Below are 22,185 nucleotides of genomic sequence, written 5' to 3'. Positions count from 1 at the left end.
TGTTCCAAATCACTGCACAAAAAAACCGGCAAAAAATTTATTACGGTTTCTTTCCGCCAAAGGAATCAGCAAGAAGCTGTGCAGTCTTTGCCAGATAAGGTACATCTGTCTCTGCCAGCTTTCCGTCATCGCAGGCTGCGGCAACCTTCGGATCCAGAGGTACACGTTCCAGCACCGGCACATTGGTACTGTCTATCGCATCATCCGATCCGAACAGTGGGATCTCCTTTCCGCAATCAGGACATTTCAGAAAACGCATATTCTCCACCATGCCCAGAACCGGAATATCCATGCGCTGCGCCATAGCAACTGCTTTCTGTACGATCATGGAAACAAGGGACTGAGGCGTGGACACAATAATAATTCCGTCCAGAGGCAGGCTCTGGAATACTGTCAGCGGCACATCGCCGGTTCCCGGCGGCATGTCCACGAACATAAAGTCCACATCGCCCCACTTGACATCTTCCCAGAACTGCTTTACCACGCCGGAGATCACAGGACCGCGCCAGAATACGGGATCGGTCTCATTTTCCAGCAGCAGGTTCAGGGACATGACCTTTGTGCCATCCTGTGCCAGGTGCGGCAGCAGGCATTCATCCTCTGTCTGGGCGTGGTCATGGATTCCGAAAATCTTTGGGATGGACGGACCGGTAATATCTGCATCCAGCACAGCCGTCTCATAGCCCAGACGGCGTGTCTGGATAGCAAGAAGGCTGGTCACGAGAGATTTTCCCACGCCGCCTTTTCCGCCCACAACGCCGATAACCCTGCGGATTCCTTTGGTATTTTGTACAGCACGCTCATTCTGTTCCTTGTCCTGACAGCCTTCGCTGGTAGAACAGGAACTGCACTGGTGATTACATTCTGCCATATCTTAAACTCCTTTTCTTTGATTTACATAATCCTCTTTAGATAGAGTTACATAGGTTTCACCTTCATATTCAAAACTGATATTTGAATATCTATCCGATGCTTTCACGGCATAATCATTAAGATCCCTTTTGAAAGAAGTATTCGGACCCATACAAATTTCCAAGTAATCTATACATTCTGAATATTTTTTTGAGGGAAGAAATTTTAACGTTATGATTGTACTGACATCCATATTATCCACTTTGGAGAATATTTCAGAAAGCATATCATATTCTTCTTCATAGTTCCATTTTTCGCCTCCTTCATTATTTACCAGTACATAAATTGAGATCGACGGATTAAACCCGCGTTTTTCGTTTTCCGACTCCACATAGTCTTCTATGTCAAAAGATTGCTCTCTGACACGTTGTGCATAAATATCGTCATCTTCAAAACTACATAAAGGAACAGTCATATATGTGTGAAGATAAAAGTCCTCAAAAACGGTTTCCAATTGATCTTGCAGATCTTCTTCAATTTGTTCTGAAACACAGGCACCATAATAGCCTTCGAATGCAATTTCTCCTTCCTCCGTGAACAACGCTTCAAACCGGATATCATGATTTTCTTTTGGAGAACATACACCGTAAAAAGTAGATTCACGGTTCTGCCAGACATCATCGCAGAAAAATTCTTCATCATATTTCTCTTCTAAGGCTTTTGTGATTGTCCGTTTTAATGCTTTTTTGGAATAGATAAGTTTACACCCGGTAAAACTTCCTGCCATTGCTATCATGAATGCACTCAGAGTAAATAAAGATACAATACGCTTTATTTTTCGCATAATTTTTCCTCAAATTTAGCATGTTCTGTTTTATTATTCATCATCCTACCGATGACCAACATTCAGAACACTGCAAGCCACGCAAATTCTGTTATCCTTTCTGCAAATGACATTCCATCAAACCGAATTCCTTCGTCATGAAGTATTATACCACATTATCGTGAAAAAAGCAAGGCATAATTTTTTCAGTCCAGCTGCACGGGCACCGCTTCATCCAATACAATACTATCTGGTGTTACCACACAGTCCATTGCCATGATCTTCACCCCTGCCCGACCTGCCTCTCGGAGTGCCTCGCCAAATGCCGGATGAGTCGTATCATTGGGGCGTAAAGCTATCATCTCTTTCATCTGGATCACGAACAGGACATAGGCTTCATAGCCGTCTTTTCTACACTGTATCAATTCACGAAGATGTTTCACGCCACGGTCTGTCGGCGCATCGGGAAACATGGCAATACCCTTTTCCTCGAGAGTAACGCCTTTCACCTCCAGAAACGCCTTTCTGTCTCCGTCCGTGACAAAAAAATCGAAGCGTGAATTGCCGTACGTTACTTCCCGGCGAATCACGGCATCAGAAGAAAAGAGTGTGCCTTTTTTTCTAAGCCACTCCTCAGCAGCTGCATTGGGGATCTGGGAATCCATATTGATGAGCAGCGGCACAGCACCGTCACGCTGTTTTTCCACAGCAATCAGGTCATATTTTGTTTTGCGGCTGGGGTTGTCTGCAACGGAGAGATACACTGTACTGCCGGGCAGCAGAAGTTCCTTGCATCGACCTGTATTTTTGACGTGAACGGTTTCCGGTACGCCGTCTATCTCCACATGGGCAATGAAACGGTTGGGACGTTCCAGAAAAACGCCGCTGATGATTTGTTTGTATTTCATACATTACTTTCCTTTTTTCATCATAACATCATAGCAAAGAAAATCACCGTTTTCAGTCTCAATGACATGAAAATCCATTACAGAATATCCTCTTTTCAGATAAATTCTTTTGGCCGGCAGAGATGCATCCAACACAATCTCATCATATGTCTCCAAAATCCTTTTCTCTGCATAGTCCAGCATTTCACGTCCAAAACCACAGCCCTGATACTGCGGCAATACGAACAAACGGCATATCTCATTCTTTTTGATGGTTACTGTGCCCACAGCATGGTTCGACGCATCATAGCACAACATGACCATATTATCCTGAATATCACTGCGGATATTCGTTTCCTTATGATGAGCAAGGAAAAAGTCCACTGCGCCTTGGGCATAGTAGCGGGGATAGATTGCTTGAATCGTACGCACAGTGATATCCCTGACAGTTTCCAGATTGATAGGTTCCGCTTTTCTAATGCTCATATTTTTCACTTCCTGTTTTCATTTCCCCCAGCTGCCAGAACGCCACCGCACTGGCAGCTGCAACATTCAGGGAATCCACTCCATGGGACATGGGGATGCGCACGATATAATCACAATGGGAAATGGTATGGGCAGCAAGCCCGTCGCCCTCTGTTCCCAGCACAACGGCAAGCTTTTCCTCTGCCATAAGCCTTGGGTCATCTATGGAAATGGAATCATCGCTCAATGCCATGGCTGCGGTGCGAAAACCCAACTTGTGCAGGGATTCGATGTCCGTATCTCTTCCCAGGTATGTCCACGGGATCTGAAACACTGTACCCATGCTCACCCTTGCAGCACGTCGGTACAAGGGATCGCTGCATCCGGGCGTCAGCAAGATCGCATCCATATGCAGTGCCGCTGCCGAACGAAAAATAGCACCCGCATTGGTGGGATTCACCACATTTTCCAGAACGGCGATCCGGCGTGCATCTTTGCAGACCGTCTCCACTGTGGGCATATCGGAACGCCGCATGGCACAAAGCGCACCTCGGGTCAGCTGAAAACCAGTGAGCCTGGTCAACACCTCCGGCTCAGCAGTAAACACAGGAATATCGCCACATCGAGAGATAATTTCCTGTGCTTCCCCTGCAATATGCTTTCGCTCCAACAGCAGAGAAACCGGCGCATATCCGGCATCCAGAGCACGCAGGATAACCTTGGGACTTTCGGCGATAAATAGGCCTCCTTCTGGTTCGTAATAATGACGCAGTTGGGATTCGGTACACCGGGCGTAGATATCCAATTCCGGTGCGGCGAAGTCGGTGATCTCAATGATGTTTGGCATAATATCTCCTTTACTCTATATGAAAATGATATTGAACTTCTCTAAGTGCTCTTCCGCCAATCATATCATCCAAATAATTATCGCTAAGATGAAACCCAACTCTTTCATAAAATTTTCTTGCCCTTTCATTTTCTTCAAGCACCCATAAAAATATATCATGATATCCAAGAAGTTTCAATTCATGGATCACTGCATAAATCAGTTTTTTTCCGTATCCTTTCCCCATATATTCTGGCAGAAGATAAATGGATATAATTTCGCCAAAGTTTTCGAAATCATGAAATCTGGATTTCCCGAAACTGGATGTTCCGATAAAAGTGTCGTTTTCCACTATCACAAGCGTTTCTCTATCATCCTTGTCTATGCTTGAAGCCCATCTTCCGGCAGGAATACTTTTCAGAAAACTTTCTGGAATGATATTTTGATATGCAAACTTCCAGCTCTCCTCATAAATACGGCTAATTGCCAATCGATCATCCGTTGATTTCATTTTTCTGATTTCCATAGAATCCTCCTTCCCAATCATCATTCTTAAAACAATGACATCTGCACATACTTCTCCGGCAGCTCATGCAGATACCGAAAACATGCACCCATATCATACACAATACCATTCGCACAGCATTTCTCCTGAAAAAGTATCGTCAATTCCTGCCACCGATCACTTTGCAATTGATAAGCATTGCCATATCTTCGGCAATAGCGTTCTTTCAAACCGGGAAAATGCCGGTCAAGCGCTGCATAAAAATACTCCCTGTCCCCTTCACGCAAAGTCATGCCCATGCCGAAGCAAATGATGCCATAGACCTTCGCTTGAATACAATAGTTCAGAATGCCCTCCAGATTTTCCCTGGTATCATTGATATACGGCAGAATCGGTGACAGCCAGACAATGGTAGGAATACCGTTTTCATGAAAAATGCGTAGAGCTTCAAAGCGCTCTCTGGTAGTACTGACATTGGGCTCCAGAATTCGACAAAGGCTCTCGTCATAGGTGGTCAGTGTCATCTGTACCACACACTTTGCCTTTTCGTGAATACTCTTGAGTAAATCCAAATCCCGGAGAATGCGAATGGATTTCGTGAGGATCGAAACACCAAAGCCATAATGATCAATGATCTCCAGGCACTTCCTTGTGAGGCGAAGATTTTCCTCACAGTGCATATACGGATCGCACATAGCACCTGTGCCAATCATACATTTTTTCCGTTTGGAACGCAGCGCTTTTTCCAGCAGTTCCGGCGCATTTTGTTTGACTTCAATATCTTCAAAAGCATGGGTGAATCCATAACAGCTGCTGCGGCTGTCGCAGTAGATGCAGCCGTGGGTACAGCCGCGGTACAGGTTCATGCCGTTCTGAGCGGAGAGAATGCCTTTGGCGTTAACAAAGTGCATGGGAGCCTCCTTTGTGTGCGTTTGTATCGGTTCATTTTATTTTAACACATTTCCACGAGATATGCAAGAGCAATACCGCATAAGAAAAAAGCAGGCGCATGTACACCTGCTTCCTGTTTTTTCTCACCCGGGGACACCAGCCAAAACAAGCTGTCAGCGTTCCCCTGTTTCTATAAACTCCATTAGCTGTTCCATGCTTTCAAAATCGTCATAATCGCCGACGATACCGGTGCGGTGATACACGATCCCTTTTGCTTCATTCCGCTCCAGACAGTCCAGAAGATGTTCTATGCCATATTTTCTGGCAAATTCCGTGAAGGCCAAAGGTTTCACTTTGCCCAGAAGTCCTTTCCGACAATCTGTATTGTCACAGACGAAGCAATGAGAGACGCTTTTTTCCAAGGCACATTTTCGATTTTCACACCAATCCTTATCTAAACAATTTTCCGCATGGCAGCCATTACAATTTGCATTTTTGGCACAAAGGCAACACGCCAGTCCACACCTTGCAATACCCAATTCACGTTTCATGTCACGTACCTCCTATCTCTTTCATTAATGCAACCCGATGTATATATGAATCTCCGCATTTTCAAAGTCAGCATTCTGATACTCTTCAAAATCGCAGACAAAAGAACGTTTGAGTTTCATTTGCCAGAGTTCCTGCCAGAACTGCTGCACCGCCGTTACCATGTGACCTTTGACAATGAATTTCGCATACGTCCCTGCCGGAATTTTTCGCACAGAAAAACGCTCCGGCACATCTACACCGCTGACTTCACAGGCAACCATCACTGTATACTCACCCTTTTCCGCATCGGCATAATCGGTATAAATCCCCAGTGCCTTGTCCCCTATCTTGCCGGGAATCGTCGATTGTCCGTCCGGGGAATAGAATTTGTTCCAGAGTCCGCCGATGACCTGTCCCATGTCGGGCGCAGTGTTACTGGTGCGGGCACAGTAGCCTGCAACGGTCTTTTCATTCAGATGTACAATTTCATAATTCATGGTAGATTCCTCATTTCATTTTGATGCTTTGAGTATACCACAGATAATGCGACATCTGTATGTCATATTTGAAATCATTTCTTTTTCAATTCTGCAATTGCTGCATAATGTTTGATGGAAAATTCCTCCGGTGCCATTTCCTCCAGCATTTTACAATGCTCCTGTTCCCATGCGGCAATTTCCGGTGCGGAAAGAGATGCCCCAACACCACGGCAGGCTTTCATTCTCCCGTTCCAGCTTTCCCGGGTAAAGGGCACATCCAGCAGATATTCTGCATGATACTCCAGGGAAAACCGTTCCTCATAACACGCAGGAATGAAAATGGGGTGCATTGTTTCCTCGGCACCGCTCCAGACGGGATTATATTTCAGCACAAGTGCTTCGCTTGCGCCGGCAATTTCATCTGCAAAGGGCAGCCATGCCATATACAGCACGCAAATACGCCCATCTGCTTTTAACATCCGATACAGATTTGGCATAACTTTTTCATGGTCAAAATACCAAAAGCACTGACAAGCAGTAATGACATCAAAGGAATTGTCGGGAAAATCTAGTTTTTTCGCCGGAATAGCATAATAATCAATGTCCATCCCCTGAGATAATTCCCTTGCCTGGACAATCTGATTCTCCGATATGTCTGTGCCTATCCACTTAGCACCATAACAGTACATATTTCTCGGCAGAACACCTGTCCCAGTACCCATATCCAGAACTGTCTGACCTTTGATGCCGAGTCCACGTTCTGCAATTTTCTCGTAGAACATCCGAGGGTAAATATCACGGAATCTTGCATAATCCGCAGAAGTTCTGCCCCAGTCAAAAGCCTCTCCGCCGTCTATGTTTTTATTCGTAATGTCCATGTTTTTCTCCTGGTTCATATTTTTCCATCATCCGCTTCAATAGTTCCCCAAATTCCTTCCGGTATACCTCCGGCGAAATGATCTCCGCATGCGCCCCAAAGGTCAGAATATACTGATAAAACGATGGCACATCCGACCAGGTGAAGCGGAGCAGCGCATTACCATCTTCATCAAACTGAGGGAGTTCTGTACCGAACTCTTCAATGACCCGCCACTTCACCGATTTATCAAACCATACTACCGCTTCAATTTCGCCTTCGGTATACAGCAACTTGTCGCAAACATACACCGGAACATCCCGATTTTCGCATGGCTCACCGGTACATTTCAGATTTGCCATTCTTGTGAGCTTGAACATACGGTAATCCTGACGCAAAGTACAGTAACCCCACACATACCAATTAGACCATTGAAAAATCAGGTGGTACGGCTCCACTTTACGCTGGCTGTCACCGCCAGGTGCATAATAAGAGAAACTGATTTTTTCTCCCTGTTCCATGGCTGCCTGAATTAGCTCGATCTTATCTGAAACAGCAGATTTGTCCCATGAAGAAAGATCAATCATCAGATGGTTGTCAGCATTTCTAATGGCAGATCGTCCAACTGAAAGCTTTTCCATAAGCTGCCGATAGCGGTTGGTTCCGCTGATACTATCCAGACCTTGCAGTCCGGCAAGGATAGACTTCATATCCGCAGAAGAAAGCAGAGTGCGGTCAAGCCGAAATCCTTCCATAATGGAAATCCCCCCACCCTGTCCTTGGGTCGTAACAATGGGAATTCCAGCTTTGCTGATATCCTCAATGTCTCGGACAATGGTACGCCGGGATACTTCAAAGGTTTCCGCAAGTTCCCTGGCTGTTACCTTGTCTTTTTGTAGGAGAATGGAGAGAATGCCGATGAGACGGTCAATTTTCATATGGACTTCACCCCTGTATTCACATTCCGCAAACTGTCCGTATCCAACCAGTCACCCCATCCGGCAGTCTATCATCCGCAGGTGTTCCATTATCAAAAATGAGATCATGCTGGAACCAGTTGATCATACAATGCTGCCCCATTTCTATGCCATAGAACACAGAAGAAATACCGCCGTCTCCGTTATATACCCACTCTGGAAAGAAACAAATACAATGCTCCATCTGCATGAGCTTTTCCACACGAGGCGCTACGTATTCCTGGAAATTTACCAATTCATCATGCTTTCCATGAGCAACAATGAGACGGGTGCCATCTCTGGAAATGCGATCCAGCACGGCATCATCGGGAATGTAAGATGATGCAATGGGAATAGCTCCATCATAATATCCGGCATAATCTTCCAGAAACTGCCAGGTGAAATAACCGCCGGCAGATGCACCCATGACAAATTTCTTTCCCACATTCCGGGTGTGTTCTGCACAGAAACGGTCAAAGATCGCCTGAACCGGTGCGGAGTATGTCTTTTCCCAGGTCCCCGTAAGAGTACCATCCGCAAGCCGTTTCTCATTGGCGAGGGGTACAATGAGATACGCACCGCCCATGGCATTCTGATATTTCGGTGAGGCGAACTGTTCCGCACCGCAGCACATGATACAGCCTTCCTCCATGAGAGAATTGCTTGCGCCGTGAAGCCACATGAGAACGGGATATTTCCCGGCAGGATCAGCACCGTGCTTCACGGGGTCATAGACATAGTACCGAATGTTTCCGGTCTCTGCACAGGGATAAACATATCGGTCAAACAGGTCAAAGTAAATTTTACTTTTGAACGTATTGGAATAGCTGATAAACTCTCCGTCTTTCAGATATTTCGCCCATTCCGGTATAGCAGTCTTGTTTTGTTCTAATTGTCTAAAATCAGGCAGTGCCATAGGCTTACTCCTTTCATCTTAAAGCCTGTTTAGCAACTTTTTTCATTCGTTTTTGGTGACTTTGTCATTTTCTACATTGAAACCAACGAAAATCCACTCAAAAATCTACACAGAAAAAGTTACTAAACAAGTTCTTACAATTCTATCAAATGCTCATTTTGAAAACAATAAATATTCTCTTTCTTAAATCCGTACAATGAACCTGCAACACAGATATGCGGTTCAAAAGTAAAGGCGTTTACCGAAGAAAGCTTCGTCCGATTTCCTTTTTCAATATAGATTCTATCGTCTTTATTCGTTTCAATAGAATGCCCCAGATTCCCCATAAAATCAAGATTCACAAAGCCTTTTTTGGTTATCAGTGCATTGATATGGTAATACAATTCTTCAAAGGTTGTTTCAGCACACAAAAATTCACGCATCGCATAATGCAGTTCTTCTTCCATTTGCAAACCATTTCGCCATTCTGCATTTGCAATTTTATCAATGTCAGTCACAACGATACCGTTTTGTATGATAATTGTTCTTGTGTAGTCTCCCCATATGTTATTATTCTGAGGACTCAGGTCAATCGTAATAATATCATCCCCCTGGATCAAGGCGTCAGGAGTCTGATACTCTCTGCCTGAAACAGACACTGTCATTTCTTTACCGCTGAACACAAACGCCCCTATATCCCAATACCAAAATGAATCTGCACCATGCGCAAGCAAATACTTCTCACAAAGCGTCCTGACTTCCAACAATGTCATTCCCGGTTTTATGACTGAACAAATATAGCTGATTGTATTCCTGTTTAAATTTTGCATGTCACATATTGTCATTGAAGTATACCTCCGTGATAGCATCTGACCTATTCTTTGTTTCAGTATACCATAAAATCCGACTGAAATCAATGCTGTTTTCAGCATTTTCCTTGCGGAAAGATATTTTTTATGCTATAATAACAGTAAATTTTTAAGGCAACACCACACAAAAATTATGTGGTATTGCCTTAATTAGAGGACGATATGAGCTATTTTTCCAAAGCAGCTGAAAGCATGACACACAGTTGTCACATTTCCCATGATATACTTATTCTATCAAAATAAAAAGGAGTCAAAACACTATGAAATTAGATGGATTCGGAATTTTTGTGCAAAACATGCCCATCATGATACGCTTTTACAGAGATGTACTGGGATTTGCCATCCAGGAAAACGAAAATACCTCCAATGTATATCTTGTCAAGGACGATACCCTATTTTTGCTATACAGCAGAAATGATTTCGAACAAATGACAAGCCGTAAATTTGGTTATGCAAATGGTATCAACGGACACTATGAAATCGCACTTAGCGTGGAAAATTATGCAGCTGTAGACAAAACTTTTGCAGAAGTCACAGCAAAAGGTGCTGTACCTGTAATGAACCCCATCACGGAGCCGTGGGGACAGCGTACATGCTATATTGCTGACCCTGAGGGAAATCTCATCGAAATCGGCTCTTTTCAAAAATGAGGTACAATATGGAACAAATTGAACAGATCATACAACAAGGTCTTGCCAACCTGCAATACAACTGGCTAGACGAATATCTCCTCTCCAAAGCTGGTGTCACCAGAAACTTGCAGTCAGATTGGAACTGGATCCGCTACTGCATTGCAGACAAACTATTTACAGCAGTGTGCCTGGACTGGGAACAGAATCCGGTGTATATTACCCTGAAACTCGAACCGGCAGAAGGCGATTTTCTCCGACAACAATACGAAGACATCCTCCCCGGCTATTACATGAACAAGCTGCACTGGAATTCCATCAAAGCAGACGGCACCATTCCTGCAGAATTGCTGAAAGAAATGCTGGACAAGTCCTATTCCCTTGTTCTTGGCAGTTTTAGCAAAAAGAAACAGCACGAAATTACTGGAAATGTGCAAACATATGACGTGTAAAACCATCGAGTATTCTTTGTGCTGTGTTCCTTAAGATGATTCAGCAAAGAAGAGCATATTTTCTTTAAAGTCCGCTTATAAAAATATCCCCGAAATTCAGAAAATAAATTTGCATGTCAAAGCAATACCTCACAAAAATACTTCGGCAGCTTTCTTTATTTCAATCAATACGCTTTCATCTTTTTCAACGGGGACATGGTCTGTGTTATGGCTGCAAATCAAAGGATAAATCTGCTGCACATTCATATAATGCAGCAGACAAATTGCTGTTTCATAGGCTTTTTGCGGTTTTCCGGAACCGCCGCCTACTAATAAAACCACGCCCTTTTTTCGCTTGAGCTGCGGTTCTTTGTGCAGAAACTGTTTCGCTGAAAAATATTGTTGCAGCCGACTGCCCAGATCCAGCAGTTTTCCCGTTAACTCCGAAAAATAAATGGGAGATGCAATAATGACATTATCACATGTCTCAAGATAACGGTAAACCTCTTGCATCTCATCATCTATAATACAGCCATATTGCTCCCTGCATTTGCAGCAATCAATGCAGGGAGCAATATTTGCCGTATAAGCGTTAACAATTTTATATTCTCCATGCAGTTGTTCTGTCAGTTTCTGAATGAGAAAAGCTGTATCACCATTTTTCCGTGGAGAGCCATTGAGAATCAGTGTTTTCATTATAATCACGCCCCATTTTTATTTTTCCAATAATCTGAAAAAGTTTCGTTTGCACTCAATCACATTTTCTTTTCTCAGCTTGCTGATCTCAAGAAAATCTGCAAGTTCCTACCTGTCATAGGAAATAGTAAAGCTGCTGCTGTCATATTATTTCGCCTGAATCATCAAATATGTCATCAGTTTTTCTCTCAGGACTTCCAGATATTTCTTCATGATAAATCTCTGATTGTTAAGAATTCAACATTCGTAATATGAGGATGTAAAATCCAGATTTATACTTTAAAAATAGAACGCACAAAATTGTACATATGTGGGCGAATGGTGTAACCGCCATGATCGCCGCCGCCAACATAATTCCAGACATGCGTTACGCCGTTATGGTTCATGGTGTCATGATAACTGGCAGGCGTTGACCAGACCACCTGATCATTGGAACCGGCGCTGACCATGAGCAAATAAGGTGAAAGACCGTTGAATTTCAATTCGCTGTCTGGTATCAGATCTGTCGTGAGTCCCGGTGCAGGACACATGGCACCCACATATCCGAACAGATCCGGGCGGCTGAATCCGATATACAGCGATTCTCTTCCGCCCATGGAAAAGCCCGTAATCGCTGTGTTTTTCCTGTCTGTCAGAATGGAATAATTCTGCTCCATATAGGGCATGATTTCCTCGGTCAGCAGATGGATAAAATTATCATACGCCGCATTGTTTTTTTCGTTTAATCCATCACATACGTCCTGGGTATCGCTGGCATAGATATCCGGAAAGACCACGATCATCTCCTCCGCTTCCCCTGCGGCAATGGCGTTGCCAATGATCTGACGCAGTTTCAGAGATGCATCTCCGGCATCCAGCAATGCATCTTCATTGCCCCAATATCCATGAAGCACATAGAGCACTGGATATTGCTTACTGGTTGTATACCCTGCCGGAAGCAGTACATTAAAGTTCTTGTTCCGTTGGCAGACTTCCGAATAAATCGTCTTTTTTTCGTATGTTCCGTATGCAACGCCTGATTTTTCTTCGGTCGCATCGTCTGGCTCTTTTTCCACTATTGCTGTGTTGATCTGTTTCATATATTCCTCTGGTGTTATTTCCGTTTGTGGGAGTTCCGCATCGGTAAAAACATTGATTTTTGCCAGAAGGAAATCCTGGAGCTGAACTATGTCATCTGCATCAGGTGTTCCATTCTGATCCACATCTGCCGCAACGCTTGTAAAATTATCCCCGAAACCATTTGCAACGCCGTTTCTGGTAAGGGCAAGATCCATACCATTCACAATTCCATCCCTGTTCACATCACCTAGAATGAAATCCAGTTCTGCCGGTCCTTCGATTTCAGTTCCGGCAACTGCACCGATTACTTCATCCACATAAAAATTCACCAGCTGTTTTGTGCTTTCTACTATAAGCCGTATGTTAGAGGCGTCCGCAGGAATGGTAAAATGCTTATTGAAAAGCTGCACATACTCACCCCTGACGGCAGTTTTTGAATCCACGTTTATATACTGCGTTTTCCCGTCTTTATCCGTATATTGCATGGTGAGCGAAAACTTCTCTGTGCATTTTCCATCCAGATATTTTACATCTGCACTAAAGCTATAGGTCTCCCCTGTATGAAATGCCGAAGTATCCAGTACCTTCTCTGCACCATTCCATACAGCAGTTCTCCCAGAAACAAGAAGTGCATTGGTTCCCACATAGGGTGTTCTGCCGCTGAGCTGCACCTGACCGACACCTCTCGCTGTCCATCCACAATTGGAATCTTCAAATGTATCATGGAAGTAATATCCATTTTCATCCGGATCATCGGACAATGTAACAACAAAGGTGGAAACACTCTCCGCCGGTAACTGCGCCCAGAAGTTATTTTCCCCTGCTTCTATGCTTACTGTTTTGGCAAGATTTTCAGTGGCAGAAGTGCGATAACGATCAACATTCCCGATGGTTTCACCCTGTATCACAAAATTCTGGCTGCAATCTTCCGAACCGCTGTTGATTGCCACAACAGTGACCTGATCTGCATCATTTTTATAGGCAGAAATATAGACATTCTCCGCCGGAGATTCCGTTGCATCGATCCGGATATCCCCCGGTCTGACATATTTGGAATACTGTGCCATGCAGTAACCTCGCTTACTGATCGTTCCGTCCTCTTTCATAGGGCCATAACTCCGGCGAAGATACCACCATACATAGGCATTCATATTGCCCACAACAAGACCGTTATGCATATTCTCTGCCACCTGAATAGATTCCGGCCAGCGGTCAGAGGAATCTGCGTCACTGTTGGGCACATAAACCTCTGTCATCCAGATTTCTTTCCCGGACTGCTCCAATGCTGGAAAATCCATATTGTCACGACTGGTCCCATAGAAATGCGTTCCAAAAAGATCGGTATTTGCCGATGCTTTTTCACTGTCCAGGATCTTGTTGTAATACTCCTTGTTATAAGAAAAAGTCTCCGGTGACATAACACGGCAGTCAATCTGATCTGCATAGTTCTCCAGAAAATCCAAGCATTCGTCTGACGTCCACCATGTCCAGTCATGACCATAATCCGGTTCATTTTGAATGGAAATGGCATACAGTTCCACACCGTTGTCTCTCATATAGTGCACAAAATCATTCAGATGCTGCGCATATTCCGCATATTTGTCATGACGGAGACGCTTCTGATTTTCCTGGGTGACAACAGTACCATCCCACCACTGGGTATAGGTTCTAGTAAAGGTTTCCGTCATGCTGTCAGGAGGATTCCACGGTGATGCAAATACCACAGCACCTTTTGCAATCGCAGCCTTTGCTGTCGGCACAGCCTTATACCACTGTTCCCTGTCCTCGTTGACGAAGATCCGCAGTACTGTGAATCCCAATTGATCATCACCGTTGTCAAATGCCGTTGCCTGCTGTTCTTCCGTCAGATCTTTTCCCGTCCATTCCGGATGGTTAATGGCACCAAATCCACGGATGGTCTGATATTCTACTGAAGTATCAATGATACAATTGTCTGCAGCTGAGGTGGTCATAGCTGGCAGCAGGGATGCTGTCCCCAGCATCATTGTACCGGCTGCCAGAACAGCCATTACGGATTTTCTGGTTTTTTGAAAGAAATTGCCCATCATGTCACCTCATTTATTCTGTGCAGGGAAGTACACTGACCAGATGTACCAGAAATTTCAGCAAAAGCAGTGCGTCATTTCCATCAAGTGCCTGATTATTATCGCAGTCCGCATTGCGCATAGCTGCATCGCTCAGCTGTACCGAACCGGCAGTTGCTTTGTTCAGGAGTACTGCGTCTGTAATATCCACTCTTCCGTCTATATTGACATCACCATAGAGAATTACTGTTTCAGGAGATGTTGCAGTGGAACTGGTTTTATCAGATGATTTTGATGTAGTTTCAGTGAAACCAGTGTCCTCTGTGCCAGTTTTAGATGTAGATGTTGCAGTTTGCGATGTTGTTTCTATATCCGGCTGCTTTGTTTCTGTAGCCGACGTGGACTGTGTTGCTGTCGTCGAGACTGTCTCTGTCTGGCTGCCGGAACTTGTTGCAGTACGTTGCTCTGTTGCAGAGGTTTTTGCCGTAGAGACTGTCGATTTTTCCGTTGTTGTGGTTGTAGACTGCATTTGCTCTGTCAGCTTTGCGAGGACAAAATAATTGGTATTATTGCCATTTCCACCGTTCATGCCAAGCGTCATAGTTTCACCGGAACGCAGGGCTTTGGCATAAATCACATAGGTCAGATCATTAGAAGACAAGACGGTATCCTCTGTCTTTTCCCAGCCTTTCAGCCAGTCCGGAAGAACCGGGACAACACGAGAATCCATAGCAACAAATACCGTAATATCATCGCCTGCCTGGAATGTTCCCAGATCAGAGGTATACAGTTTGGAATCGCAGGCAGTTCTGACAGCCTCTGTCCCTACGAGGACTGACGGAACACTGGTTGCAGTTATGTCACGATCGCCGAACAAAACAGAACCTTCACCAAATTCCTCATAGATCGACCAATCAGAGCCGTTCTCCTTATCATTGACCACAAGATTCTGGATCAGCTTGCCGTTCAGCGGCGGCAGTGAAACGGCAGCATCACCGAAATCTCCGTCTACAATAAAATTATCCAGATACAAAGTACTTGCCAAAGCTGCATTCGCTTTCAGTTCAATTTTGTTCTCGCCTTCGATCAATGAGATCTCCTGCGTAATCGTTTTCCAATCGCTGAGAGACGTGCCTTTCGAAAGCGACAGCGTCTTTACCTTTGTGCCGTTGACATACAGGTCAACCGTATTGATATCCGCTGTCACTGCATACCGCAATGTCATCTGGAATGTACCTGCTTTCTGTGTTGCCACCGTATCCTTTACCGCTGCGGAGGCATTGGTACCGAATTTCAGAAAACCCTGCCCCTGATAACCGGTAATACCGCTGTTACATCCGTTTGTTACATTTCCCTCGATATTCTTTGTATCAAAAAATTCCCCTTCATATTGCCGTGCGCCCTCATAGAAATCCGGCGCTGCAGGTTCCACAAGAGTGGCTGTCTGATACGAAGTCAGACGATTGGTTTCACTGCCGGAGCAGTTTACTATAATATCAACAGGGCCATTGTGCTTAACCGTAAGCGTATACGTGCCGTCACTGCTGAAGTTTCCTGTGATCTGGCTTGCTGTCTGATTGACGCCTCTGTCTTGATATGTAAATGTCGGTTCAGAGGAACAACCATAAAACTTGAATGTATTTGTTTTCAGCGTCGTCGGATCATCTTCATCGTAGTTATTCACATAGAGGTCAATATGATTGCTGTATTCGTTGATCAGTGCAGATGCACGCTCAGAAAATGTCACTTCCATTTGCTTGCAGGTGTTGTATTGCAGTGAAAGGAATCCCCCAGCCGGTGCACCGTTTTTGTCTGGATTGTATGTCACCCATGTGTTTTCGTTTCTGCCAGCGTAGCAGTTGCCCCAATAATCCGAAGTGTACAGCTGATTGAATTCCTCCTGCTTCGCTTCGATAGTGGGCCAGCGTGACGGGATTTCTGATTGCTTCACCTGAACGGGAATGGATTTTGCCAGATCATCCTTGAGTGCATACACCGTGGGAATCGTCTGATATGTACCCGTACTCTTATACAGAATGGTATTGTCTTTCAGATTTCCGTCATTGCTCATGCGATACAAGCCCTCGAACAGCGTTGGATATGTGCTGTACGGTTCATCCCACGTTTTCCCAGCTCCGTCGGCAACATCCTGAATGACCACAAGCTTCGTATTGCTCACAACTTCTTTCCGGTCAGGAATGCGGATCATTCCATCCTGTACCTTCCGGAAAACATCTAGCATCACATTCTGATACTGATCGTACATCTCCCACTCTCGGACACGATAACCCTCACTGTCTGTCATTCCCCACGTTTCTTTAAAATCATCTGCCCAGACAAGTTCTGGACCGTCAATGACAGTAGCACCGTTTTTCACCATACGTTCCAGAAAGATCGGCAGACCAGTGACGACTCTGTACTGCTCCTTGGAAGGCAGCGCTTCTGTACCATCGCTGGAACGGTCTGTCCAGCCTGTTTCATCATACCGTACACCAAAATTCCCACAATAACCGGAGATGTAATAGCCGTATACCAGACTTTCCATATCAGCAATATAACTGCCCTGGGTATATTTCTCTTCCAGAATGAAATTGTCGGAATACTGACGGCATGCCTCTTCCCACTCCGGCACCTGTTTGAGCATGGCAAGGGGATTGATCTTCGGACTCCACTGATTTCCACACCAGCTCACGTCCAGATAGCCGCCGTATTTATTGCACAATTTCAGCAACGCAGCAAAGTGTCTGTAGCGGTCAGCGCATGTGATGGGAAAATCCTCCTGTTCAAATCCCCAGAACTGTTCGCAATAGTTATAGCCGATAAAGTTGGGATAATCCCGGAAAAACTCCCCGAATATGGTGCTGTCCAGATCATAGTCCGCAGCATAATCCGGAAAATGACACTGTCCGCCGCTGGACGGCTGGATCATTGTCCAGACCTCCTTATCAGCACAGGTTCTCAGCCAGGATTTGGCGGTTTCATAACCATCCTGGATCATGAGCCATTTATGATTATCCCGATCCCAATTGATGGAAAGGGAAATGTTGAACACCACATAAGGCAAAACATCCTCCGGAATCAGGTCAATGATCTTTGCCGGGTCTGCATAGTTCCAGGAGTCAATGTGCACGATCCACATGGGATGTTCATTGGAGACCGGACGGCGGAAGCTGCCTGCTGCGGATGCAGTAAAAGGCTCCGCCTCCAGAGAAAGGTTTTCCAGTGTCTGTACAACCGCATTGGAATCCGCATTCTTGATACTGCTTGCACCAGGCTTGCAGCACAAATCTGCTATCCAGTTCATTTGTACATATTATACATTTTTCTTTTTGTATCGTCAACTCACATTATGCGTTTTAAGTGGACAAAATGAAGATGTTTCTCTTAACATGGGAACTTCGCTGCGGTATAATGAAAACAACTTCACCGAGAAAATGGAGATGGTACACTTGAGACGAAAAATATTTGGCATAATTGCCGCACAAGCTGCAGACATGGAACAGCGTGAGATTCTATATGGGGTCATGGAACAAGCCCAGCTCATGAACATTGACATTGTGATACTTTCCAACATCTACAATCCCAATGAGCCAAACGCCGCACTTCGTTGTGAAAATGCGATCTACGACCTGATCCTGTCTCATGCATTTGACGGATTCATTCTGATCTCCGAAGTCATTATCAACACTGAGCTTCAGCAGCAAATCATACAGAATCTAACCAGGCAGCAAAACTTACCTATTGTTGCCATCGGCACACCTCTTCCTGATTTCGTGCTGCCGAATTTCCAGTTCATCAACACAAATGATGTGCATGATATGGAAGATATCACAAACCATCTGATCGAGGTACACGGATTCACCAACATCGACATGCTCACCGGGCACTCGTTCATTCAAGCATCCCATCTTCGTGTGGAAGGATATCGGAACGCCCTTACTGTGCATGGTATTCCTTTCCATGAAAACAAAGTCCATTTCGGGGATTTCTGGATGAATTCGGGACAGGAACTGGCGATGCAATATATTCAGAAGGAACTTCCCCTGCCGGAAGCAATTCTGTGTGCCAATGATCATATGGCATACGGACTGCTGAACACCTTTCTGGACAATGGCATCAACGTGCCCCATGATGTCACCGTCGTGGGATATGAATACATCCGGGAGCGTTTCAGTCACGCGCCCATCCTGACGACATATCAAAGAAACCGCAAAGGACTGGGAACGGCAGCTGTCCAGTTTCTTTCCGAAAAGCTTGCAAGCGGAAGTTACCCAGAAGTTCCGGAACTTACCGGGAAAATGATACACGGAAACAGCTGTTCCTGCGGCATTGCACCAAAACATCTGAATGCGGAATTAAAGGAAATACATGCAAAGGAAGTACACAGTTTTCTAAATCTGTTCAGTCAGTTTGACCGCTGCTTGGCAGAATGCAGCAATATTTACGATCTGCTCCATGTCTGCCGTGATTTTCGATATCTGTTACAGCATGTGGACGAAATGTATCTCTGCCTATATGACAGTTGGTACGAAAGCGCCGCAAATGCCGATACTATGGTATGTTATAGTATTTTTTCGGATCGGCAGGCCCTTTCCCTGCACCAGTCCAAATTTGCAAAGCTTTTTGACGACGAGCCTGCTGCATATTATTTAAACCCACTGTTTTTCTCCAGAAAAACCTTAGGATATGTGATCTTGAAATGCAGCACACCCGATGCCTATGATAACACGTTCCGGAACTGGCTGAAATCCGTTGCAAACGGACTAGAAGTCTTACATATGAAAAATGACATCCAATATCTGACGAAATGCCAAAATCTTTCCGGACAGCGGGATTCCCTGACAAACCTATACAATGCAAAAGGAATGGAATCGGTTTACCGCTCCCTCAAAAGAACAGGAAACACAGATTTTACTTATGTGCTTTTGAAAATATGCATTTTTGAGAATGCCTTTCCCAATGTCGATCAGAAAATTTCCGCTATTTTGGATGCTGCTGAAGCAGTAAAGGAATTCTGCGGAAGTAAAGATATTTGCGAAAGGATCAGTGATACCGTTTTTGCCTGCTTTGTCTATGGAAAAGGTTCAAATGCAGAACTGTTAGCCGACAGACTTTCCTCAATTTTTCTGCAAAGGAAGGATTACATCAAAAACTATGGCATGGATTCCTATCTCTGTCTGGCGGTCCAGTGCGATCAAGACAGCACCAGATCCAAACTGCTTGCTTTTTCCACATCTCATCTGGATGCAAAGTTGAAGTTGCTCTCGGAAAATCGCAGCTTGCCGTATTACCAAGAGATGCTGCAAATCAGAAATACCATCTATATTGCGCCAGAAAAAACCGTTTCGATGGAAAGCATATGTCAAGCACACGCATTTAGTTGTGGACATCTGCGTGTTCTTTATAAAAACTGTTTTGGCATCAGCATCCATCAGGACTGCATCCGCGCCAGAATTGCAAAAGCAAAGTATCTGCTGTGTACAACCGATCAGAATGTCCGACATATCGCTGAACAATGCGGTTATCAAGATGAAAAATACTTCTTGAGGCAGTTTTCAAAAATAACAGGATATACACCAAAGCAATATCGGTATCTTAAATGAAAATTTTTTCTTGGCTTGCTATAACAGTCGTAAACGTATGAGCATCTGAGTACAATATAAATCAAGGGCAGCATGTATTTTTTTGATTTGGCACTAATCGTATAACATTCAGTTGATTTCACAAAGCCTAATTTGTATGTCAATCTTTGTGAAACAATATTATTTGAAGAGCAAGCCCATACAGGTCTTTTATGCTGCTTATGATATAATGAATCATACTTTCTGCTACAAAAGAAAAAACAGACCGCATTTTGTGTGCAGTCTGCCTGTTTTCTACTATGTTTGCTCTTGATTCGATAGTTATTACAGCTTACCAAGAACGAATCCACAATAAATCAGAATTTTCCGTTCAAGAACAATCGCAGTAATATAAAACATCACTGAAATCGCAGTTTTTCAGCTTCTCACTATTTATGAAGAAATGACAAATCCCTGCATCTCCCCACATAATATTTTCATAATCATTTCCGTTGATTCTTTCAAAATCACTCCTCATCTGCAAAAGCTGAAAATTATACTTTTCCTGCTCCTCTTCTGATTCACGAGGATCATACTGGCAGAAATACGAAGAACCGCCGATTTTATGACCATGCGCTGAATTCCCCTTATACACAGCTTCATCTAAAACTGTAGAAGGAAGATGCAGTTTAAAATACAGATCATATAGATCCTCTATATTTTCACCAGATATTTCGTTGAAATATTCGCAGAATTTCTCTTGGTATTTTTTCGAATCCTTAGGAACTGCTGCCATCAATCCAATAAATTCAACGCCAAACTCACCTTTCAAAGGGAAAAACTCCTTTTCCACATCATTGAATTCAGTAATTGGCGGTTCGATAACAGTTTCAGAAATATGATCATAATATACGACCCTGTAGCCTTTATTGTTTTTGGCATTCATACCCCAGGTGTCGTCTGCACTGATCCAAAACTGAATCATGCCCTTTTTCGGAAAGCACTCTATCCCTCTTATATCACTGCAATTGATCTGCATTAGAAATCTCAGCTGATTTCCGTCACCGTCAAGCGGAATTTCAGCTTCCGATGGGAAATATGGGATGCCTCCGATTTTGCTTTCAAATACGGATGATGTTTTCTCTTTTAATGCAAAACGTATAGAATACTGTTTTTCAAGTTCATCAAGAGCTTTTTCAGCAGCATATTTTGTGTACTGCATTGCTTGTTCCTCAGTCATATAAATCTCCTTTGAATCTAAATTTGTCACTTTTGTTAAATTCCGATTTATCGTCCCAGCCACACCAAACCGACCTGAACTACTTCCATTATACCACATTCTCTACCAAATTGCAAAGAAAAAACAGACCACATTTTTTGTGCAGTCTGCTTGTTTTCTACTATGTTTGCTCTTGATTCTGTAGTCATTACAGCCTATCAAGAACAGATTCACAATAAATCAGAACTAATTTATATCCACCACTCGGGAGTTATCTCACCAAGCTTGATAATGCGTTCCGTAGCATAGTCGAGCATAATCTCGATGTCCTTATAAGTATCAGGCATGAGCTGCACCATAAGCTCACGACAAGCTCCACATGGTGCACCGTTAGATCCGTCAGGCAGGATTGCCAGTACTTTGTCAATCTCCTGCTCACCATTGGTAATCATATTGAATATTGCATTTCTCTCAGCACAAATACCAAGAGTCGAGCAAGTGTCAATACATACTCCCGTGTATATCTTTCCCGACCGTGAAAGAATTGCCGCAGACACTTCTCCACAAGTTACATACTCCGAGATTCTGCGTTCATTCAGAACTGCTTTTGCAGCTTTGTACATTTTCGTCCAAATCTTCTCCATGTTGTCCCTCCTGTAAAATTCCGATTTATCGTCCCAGCCGCATCGAACCGACCTGAACCATCTCCA

21 protein-coding genes are annotated in these 22,185 nt (G+C 44.1%); 3 read left to right on the top strand and 18 right to left on the bottom strand.

Annotation, left to right across the window (positions count from 1 at the left end):
- Nucleotides 1-40: 40 nt before the first annotated feature.
- The 13 genes from QZ375_RS02970 to QZ375_RS02910 all read right to left on the bottom strand — a co-directional run bounded on the left by QZ375_RS02970 (nucleotide 41) and on the right by QZ375_RS02910 (nucleotide 9,811).
- Entirely contained in the window at nucleotides 41-871 is an 831-nt protein-coding gene (locus QZ375_RS02970; protein WP_295215016.1) for an Mrp/NBP35 family ATP-binding protein, read from the bottom strand.
- A gap of 3 nt (nucleotides 872-874) precedes the next feature.
- Entirely contained in the window at nucleotides 875-1,696 is an 822-nt protein-coding gene (locus QZ375_RS02965; protein WP_295215012.1) for a hypothetical protein, read from the bottom strand.
- A gap of 185 nt (nucleotides 1,697-1,881) precedes the next feature.
- A complete protein-coding gene (sfsA, locus tag QZ375_RS02960; RefSeq protein ID WP_295215009.1) occupies nucleotides 1,882-2,583 on the bottom strand; it encodes a DNA/RNA nuclease SfsA in 702 nt (233 codons plus the stop codon).
- A 3-nt stretch (nucleotides 2,584-2,586) separates the two neighbouring features.
- Nucleotides 2,587-3,048, bottom strand: coding sequence for a GNAT family N-acetyltransferase (locus QZ375_RS02955; protein WP_295215006.1), 462 nt, complete (start codon nucleotides 3,046-3,048; stop codon nucleotides 2,587-2,589).
- The gene (locus QZ375_RS02950) at nucleotides 3,038-3,874 is read right to left on the bottom strand and encodes an RNA methyltransferase (protein WP_295215003.1); all 837 of its coding nucleotides are present in this window, start codon (nucleotides 3,872-3,874) and stop codon (nucleotides 3,038-3,040) included. Before QZ375_RS02950 ends, QZ375_RS02955 begins: the two co-directional genes overlap by 11 nt.
- 10 nt (nucleotides 3,875-3,884) lie before the next feature.
- A complete protein-coding gene (locus tag QZ375_RS02945) occupies nucleotides 3,885-4,379 on the bottom strand; it encodes a GNAT family N-acetyltransferase (RefSeq protein WP_295215000.1) in 495 nt (164 codons plus the stop codon).
- 26 nt (nucleotides 4,380-4,405) lie between these two features.
- On the bottom strand, nucleotides 4,406-5,269 hold the full coding sequence (locus QZ375_RS02940; protein ID WP_295214997.1) for a radical SAM protein: 864 nt from the start codon (nucleotides 5,267-5,269) through the stop codon (nucleotides 4,406-4,408).
- Nucleotides 5,270-5,422: 153 nt separating this feature from the next.
- A complete protein-coding gene (locus QZ375_RS02935) occupies nucleotides 5,423-5,800 on the bottom strand; it encodes a DUF3795 domain-containing protein (RefSeq protein ID WP_295214994.1) in 378 nt (125 codons plus the stop codon).
- Nucleotides 5,801-5,824: 24 nt separating this feature from the next.
- Nucleotides 5,825-6,277 (bottom strand): GyrI-like domain-containing protein, encoded by a 453-nt coding sequence (locus QZ375_RS02930; protein ID WP_295214991.1) that lies wholly within the window; start codon nucleotides 6,275-6,277, stop codon nucleotides 5,825-5,827.
- A gap of 74 nt (nucleotides 6,278-6,351) precedes the next feature.
- The gene (locus QZ375_RS02925; protein ID WP_295214988.1) at nucleotides 6,352-7,137 is read right to left on the bottom strand and encodes a class I SAM-dependent methyltransferase; all 786 of its coding nucleotides are present in this window, start codon (nucleotides 7,135-7,137) and stop codon (nucleotides 6,352-6,354) included.
- A complete protein-coding gene (locus QZ375_RS02920) occupies nucleotides 7,121-8,053 on the bottom strand; it encodes a YafY family protein (RefSeq protein ID WP_295214986.1) in 933 nt (310 codons plus the stop codon). The genes QZ375_RS02925 and QZ375_RS02920 overlap by 17 nt, the downstream gene beginning before the upstream one ends.
- 19 nt (nucleotides 8,054-8,072) lie before the next feature.
- Nucleotides 8,073-8,987 carry a hypothetical protein gene (locus tag QZ375_RS02915; protein ID WP_295214983.1) on the bottom strand — a complete coding sequence of 305 codons (915 nt, stop codon included), beginning with the start codon at nucleotides 8,985-8,987 and terminating at the stop codon, nucleotides 8,073-8,075.
- Nucleotides 8,988-9,121: 134 nt separating this feature from the next.
- Entirely contained in the window at nucleotides 9,122-9,811 is a 690-nt protein-coding gene (locus QZ375_RS02910; protein WP_295214981.1) for a M24 family metallopeptidase, read from the bottom strand.
- A 284-nt stretch (nucleotides 9,812-10,095) separates the two neighbouring features.
- Between QZ375_RS02910 and QZ375_RS02905 the strand changes: the two genes are divergently transcribed.
- Together QZ375_RS02905 and QZ375_RS02900 are read left to right on the top strand one after the other, a co-directional pair.
- Nucleotides 10,096-10,485: a VOC family protein gene (locus QZ375_RS02905; RefSeq protein WP_295214978.1), complete on the top strand. Its 390-nt coding sequence runs from the start codon at nucleotides 10,096-10,098 to the stop codon at nucleotides 10,483-10,485.
- Nucleotides 10,486-10,493: 8 nt separating this feature from the next.
- Entirely contained in the window at nucleotides 10,494-10,916 is a 423-nt protein-coding gene (locus tag QZ375_RS02900) for an MmcQ/YjbR family DNA-binding protein (RefSeq protein WP_365728134.1), read from the top strand.
- 129 nt (nucleotides 10,917-11,045) lie between these two features.
- On the opposite strand, the gene QZ375_RS02895 is transcribed toward QZ375_RS02900, so the two are convergent.
- The 3 genes from QZ375_RS02895 to QZ375_RS02885 all read right to left on the bottom strand — a co-directional run bounded on the left by QZ375_RS02895 (nucleotide 11,046) and on the right by QZ375_RS02885 (nucleotide 17,999).
- Complete coding sequence (locus tag QZ375_RS02895) at nucleotides 11,046-11,591, bottom strand: flavodoxin family protein (RefSeq protein ID WP_295214975.1); 546 nt, start codon at nucleotides 11,589-11,591, stop codon at nucleotides 11,046-11,048.
- 272 nt (nucleotides 11,592-11,863) lie between these two features.
- Nucleotides 11,864-14,716, bottom strand: coding sequence for a carbohydrate binding domain-containing protein (locus QZ375_RS02890; protein WP_295214972.1), 2,853 nt, complete (start codon nucleotides 14,714-14,716; stop codon nucleotides 11,864-11,866).
- Between the two features lie 13 nt (nucleotides 14,717-14,729).
- Nucleotides 14,730-17,999 carry a glycoside hydrolase family 98 domain-containing protein gene (locus QZ375_RS02885; protein ID WP_295214969.1) on the bottom strand — a complete coding sequence of 1,090 codons (3,270 nt, stop codon included), beginning with the start codon at nucleotides 17,997-17,999 and terminating at the stop codon, nucleotides 14,730-14,732.
- A 145-nt stretch (nucleotides 18,000-18,144) separates the two neighbouring features.
- On the opposite strand from QZ375_RS02885, the gene QZ375_RS02880 reads away from it, so the two are divergent.
- The gene (locus QZ375_RS02880; RefSeq protein ID WP_295214966.1) at nucleotides 18,145-20,298 is read left to right on the top strand and encodes a substrate-binding domain-containing protein; all 2,154 of its coding nucleotides are present in this window, start codon (nucleotides 18,145-18,147) and stop codon (nucleotides 20,296-20,298) included.
- Between the two features lie 349 nt (nucleotides 20,299-20,647).
- Here the strand turns inward: QZ375_RS02880 and QZ375_RS02875 are convergent, their stop codons facing one another.
- Both QZ375_RS02875 and QZ375_RS02870 read right to left on the bottom strand, forming a co-directional pair.
- Nucleotides 20,648-21,496, bottom strand: coding sequence for a YwqG family protein (locus QZ375_RS02875; protein WP_295214963.1), 849 nt, complete (start codon nucleotides 21,494-21,496; stop codon nucleotides 20,648-20,650).
- A 230-nt stretch (nucleotides 21,497-21,726) separates the two neighbouring features.
- Nucleotides 21,727-22,119 carry a cytidine deaminase gene (locus QZ375_RS02870; RefSeq protein ID WP_295214961.1) on the bottom strand — a complete coding sequence of 131 codons (393 nt, stop codon included), beginning with the start codon at nucleotides 22,117-22,119 and terminating at the stop codon, nucleotides 21,727-21,729.
- Nucleotides 22,120-22,185 lie beyond the last annotated feature (66 nt).

This window comes from Ruminococcus sp., assembly GCF_019417665.1.
Lineage (GTDB): Bacteria > Bacillota > Clostridia > Oscillospirales > Ruminococcaceae > Ruminococcus_C.
Note: the sequence above shows the minus strand (reverse complement) of the source record. Positions and strands in the feature narration are given on the sequence as shown.

Coding starts and splice junctions, on each gene's coding strand:
- QZ375_RS02970 (WP_295215016.1), bottom strand. CDS start 871: ATGGCAGAATGTAATCACCAGTGCAGTTCCTGTTCTACCAGCGAAGGC.
- QZ375_RS02965 (WP_295215012.1), bottom strand. CDS start 1,696: ATGCGAAAAATAAAGCGTATTGTATCTTTATTTACTCTGAGTGCATTC.
- sfsA (WP_295215009.1), bottom strand. CDS start 2,583: ATGAAATACAAACAAATCATCAGCGGCGTTTTTCTGGAACGTCCCAAC.
- QZ375_RS02955 (WP_295215006.1), bottom strand. CDS start 3,048: ATGAGCATTAGAAAAGCGGAACCTATCAATCTGGAAACTGTCAGGGAT.
- QZ375_RS02950 (WP_295215003.1), bottom strand. CDS start 3,874: ATGCCAAACATCATTGAGATCACCGACTTCGCCGCACCGGAATTGGAT.
- QZ375_RS02945 (WP_295215000.1), bottom strand. CDS start 4,379: ATGGAAATCAGAAAAATGAAATCAACGGATGATCGATTGGCAATTAGC.
- QZ375_RS02940 (WP_295214997.1), bottom strand. CDS start 5,269: ATGCACTTTGTTAACGCCAAAGGCATTCTCTCCGCTCAGAACGGCATG.
- QZ375_RS02935 (WP_295214994.1), bottom strand. CDS start 5,800: ATGAAACGTGAATTGGGTATTGCAAGGTGTGGACTGGCGTGTTGCCTT.
- QZ375_RS02930 (WP_295214991.1), bottom strand. CDS start 6,277: ATGAATTATGAAATTGTACATCTGAATGAAAAGACCGTTGCAGGCTAC.
- QZ375_RS02925 (WP_295214988.1), bottom strand. CDS start 7,137: ATGGACATTACGAATAAAAACATAGACGGCGGAGAGGCTTTTGACTGG.
- QZ375_RS02920 (WP_295214986.1), bottom strand. CDS start 8,053: ATGAAAATTGACCGTCTCATCGGCATTCTCTCCATTCTCCTACAAAAA.
- QZ375_RS02915 (WP_295214983.1), bottom strand. CDS start 8,987: ATGGCACTGCCTGATTTTAGACAATTAGAACAAAACAAGACTGCTATA.
- QZ375_RS02910 (WP_295214981.1), bottom strand. CDS start 9,811: ATGACAATATGTGACATGCAAAATTTAAACAGGAATACAATCAGCTAT.
- QZ375_RS02905 (WP_295214978.1), top strand. CDS start 10,096: ATGAAATTAGATGGATTCGGAATTTTTGTGCAAAACATGCCCATCATG.
- QZ375_RS02900 (WP_365728134.1), top strand. CDS start 10,494: ATGGAACAAATTGAACAGATCATACAACAAGGTCTTGCCAACCTGCAA.
- QZ375_RS02895 (WP_295214975.1), bottom strand. CDS start 11,591: ATGAAAACACTGATTCTCAATGGCTCTCCACGGAAAAATGGTGATACA.
- QZ375_RS02890 (WP_295214972.1), bottom strand. CDS start 14,716: ATGGGCAATTTCTTTCAAAAAACCAGAAAATCCGTAATGGCTGTTCTG.
- QZ375_RS02885 (WP_295214969.1), bottom strand. CDS start 17,999: ATGAACTGGATAGCAGATTTGTGCTGCAAGCCTGGTGCAAGCAGTATC.
- QZ375_RS02875 (WP_295214963.1), bottom strand. CDS start 21,496: ATGACTGAGGAACAAGCAATGCAGTACACAAAATATGCTGCTGAAAAA.
- QZ375_RS02870 (WP_295214961.1), bottom strand. CDS start 22,119: ATGGAGAAGATTTGGACGAAAATGTACAAAGCTGCAAAAGCAGTTCTG.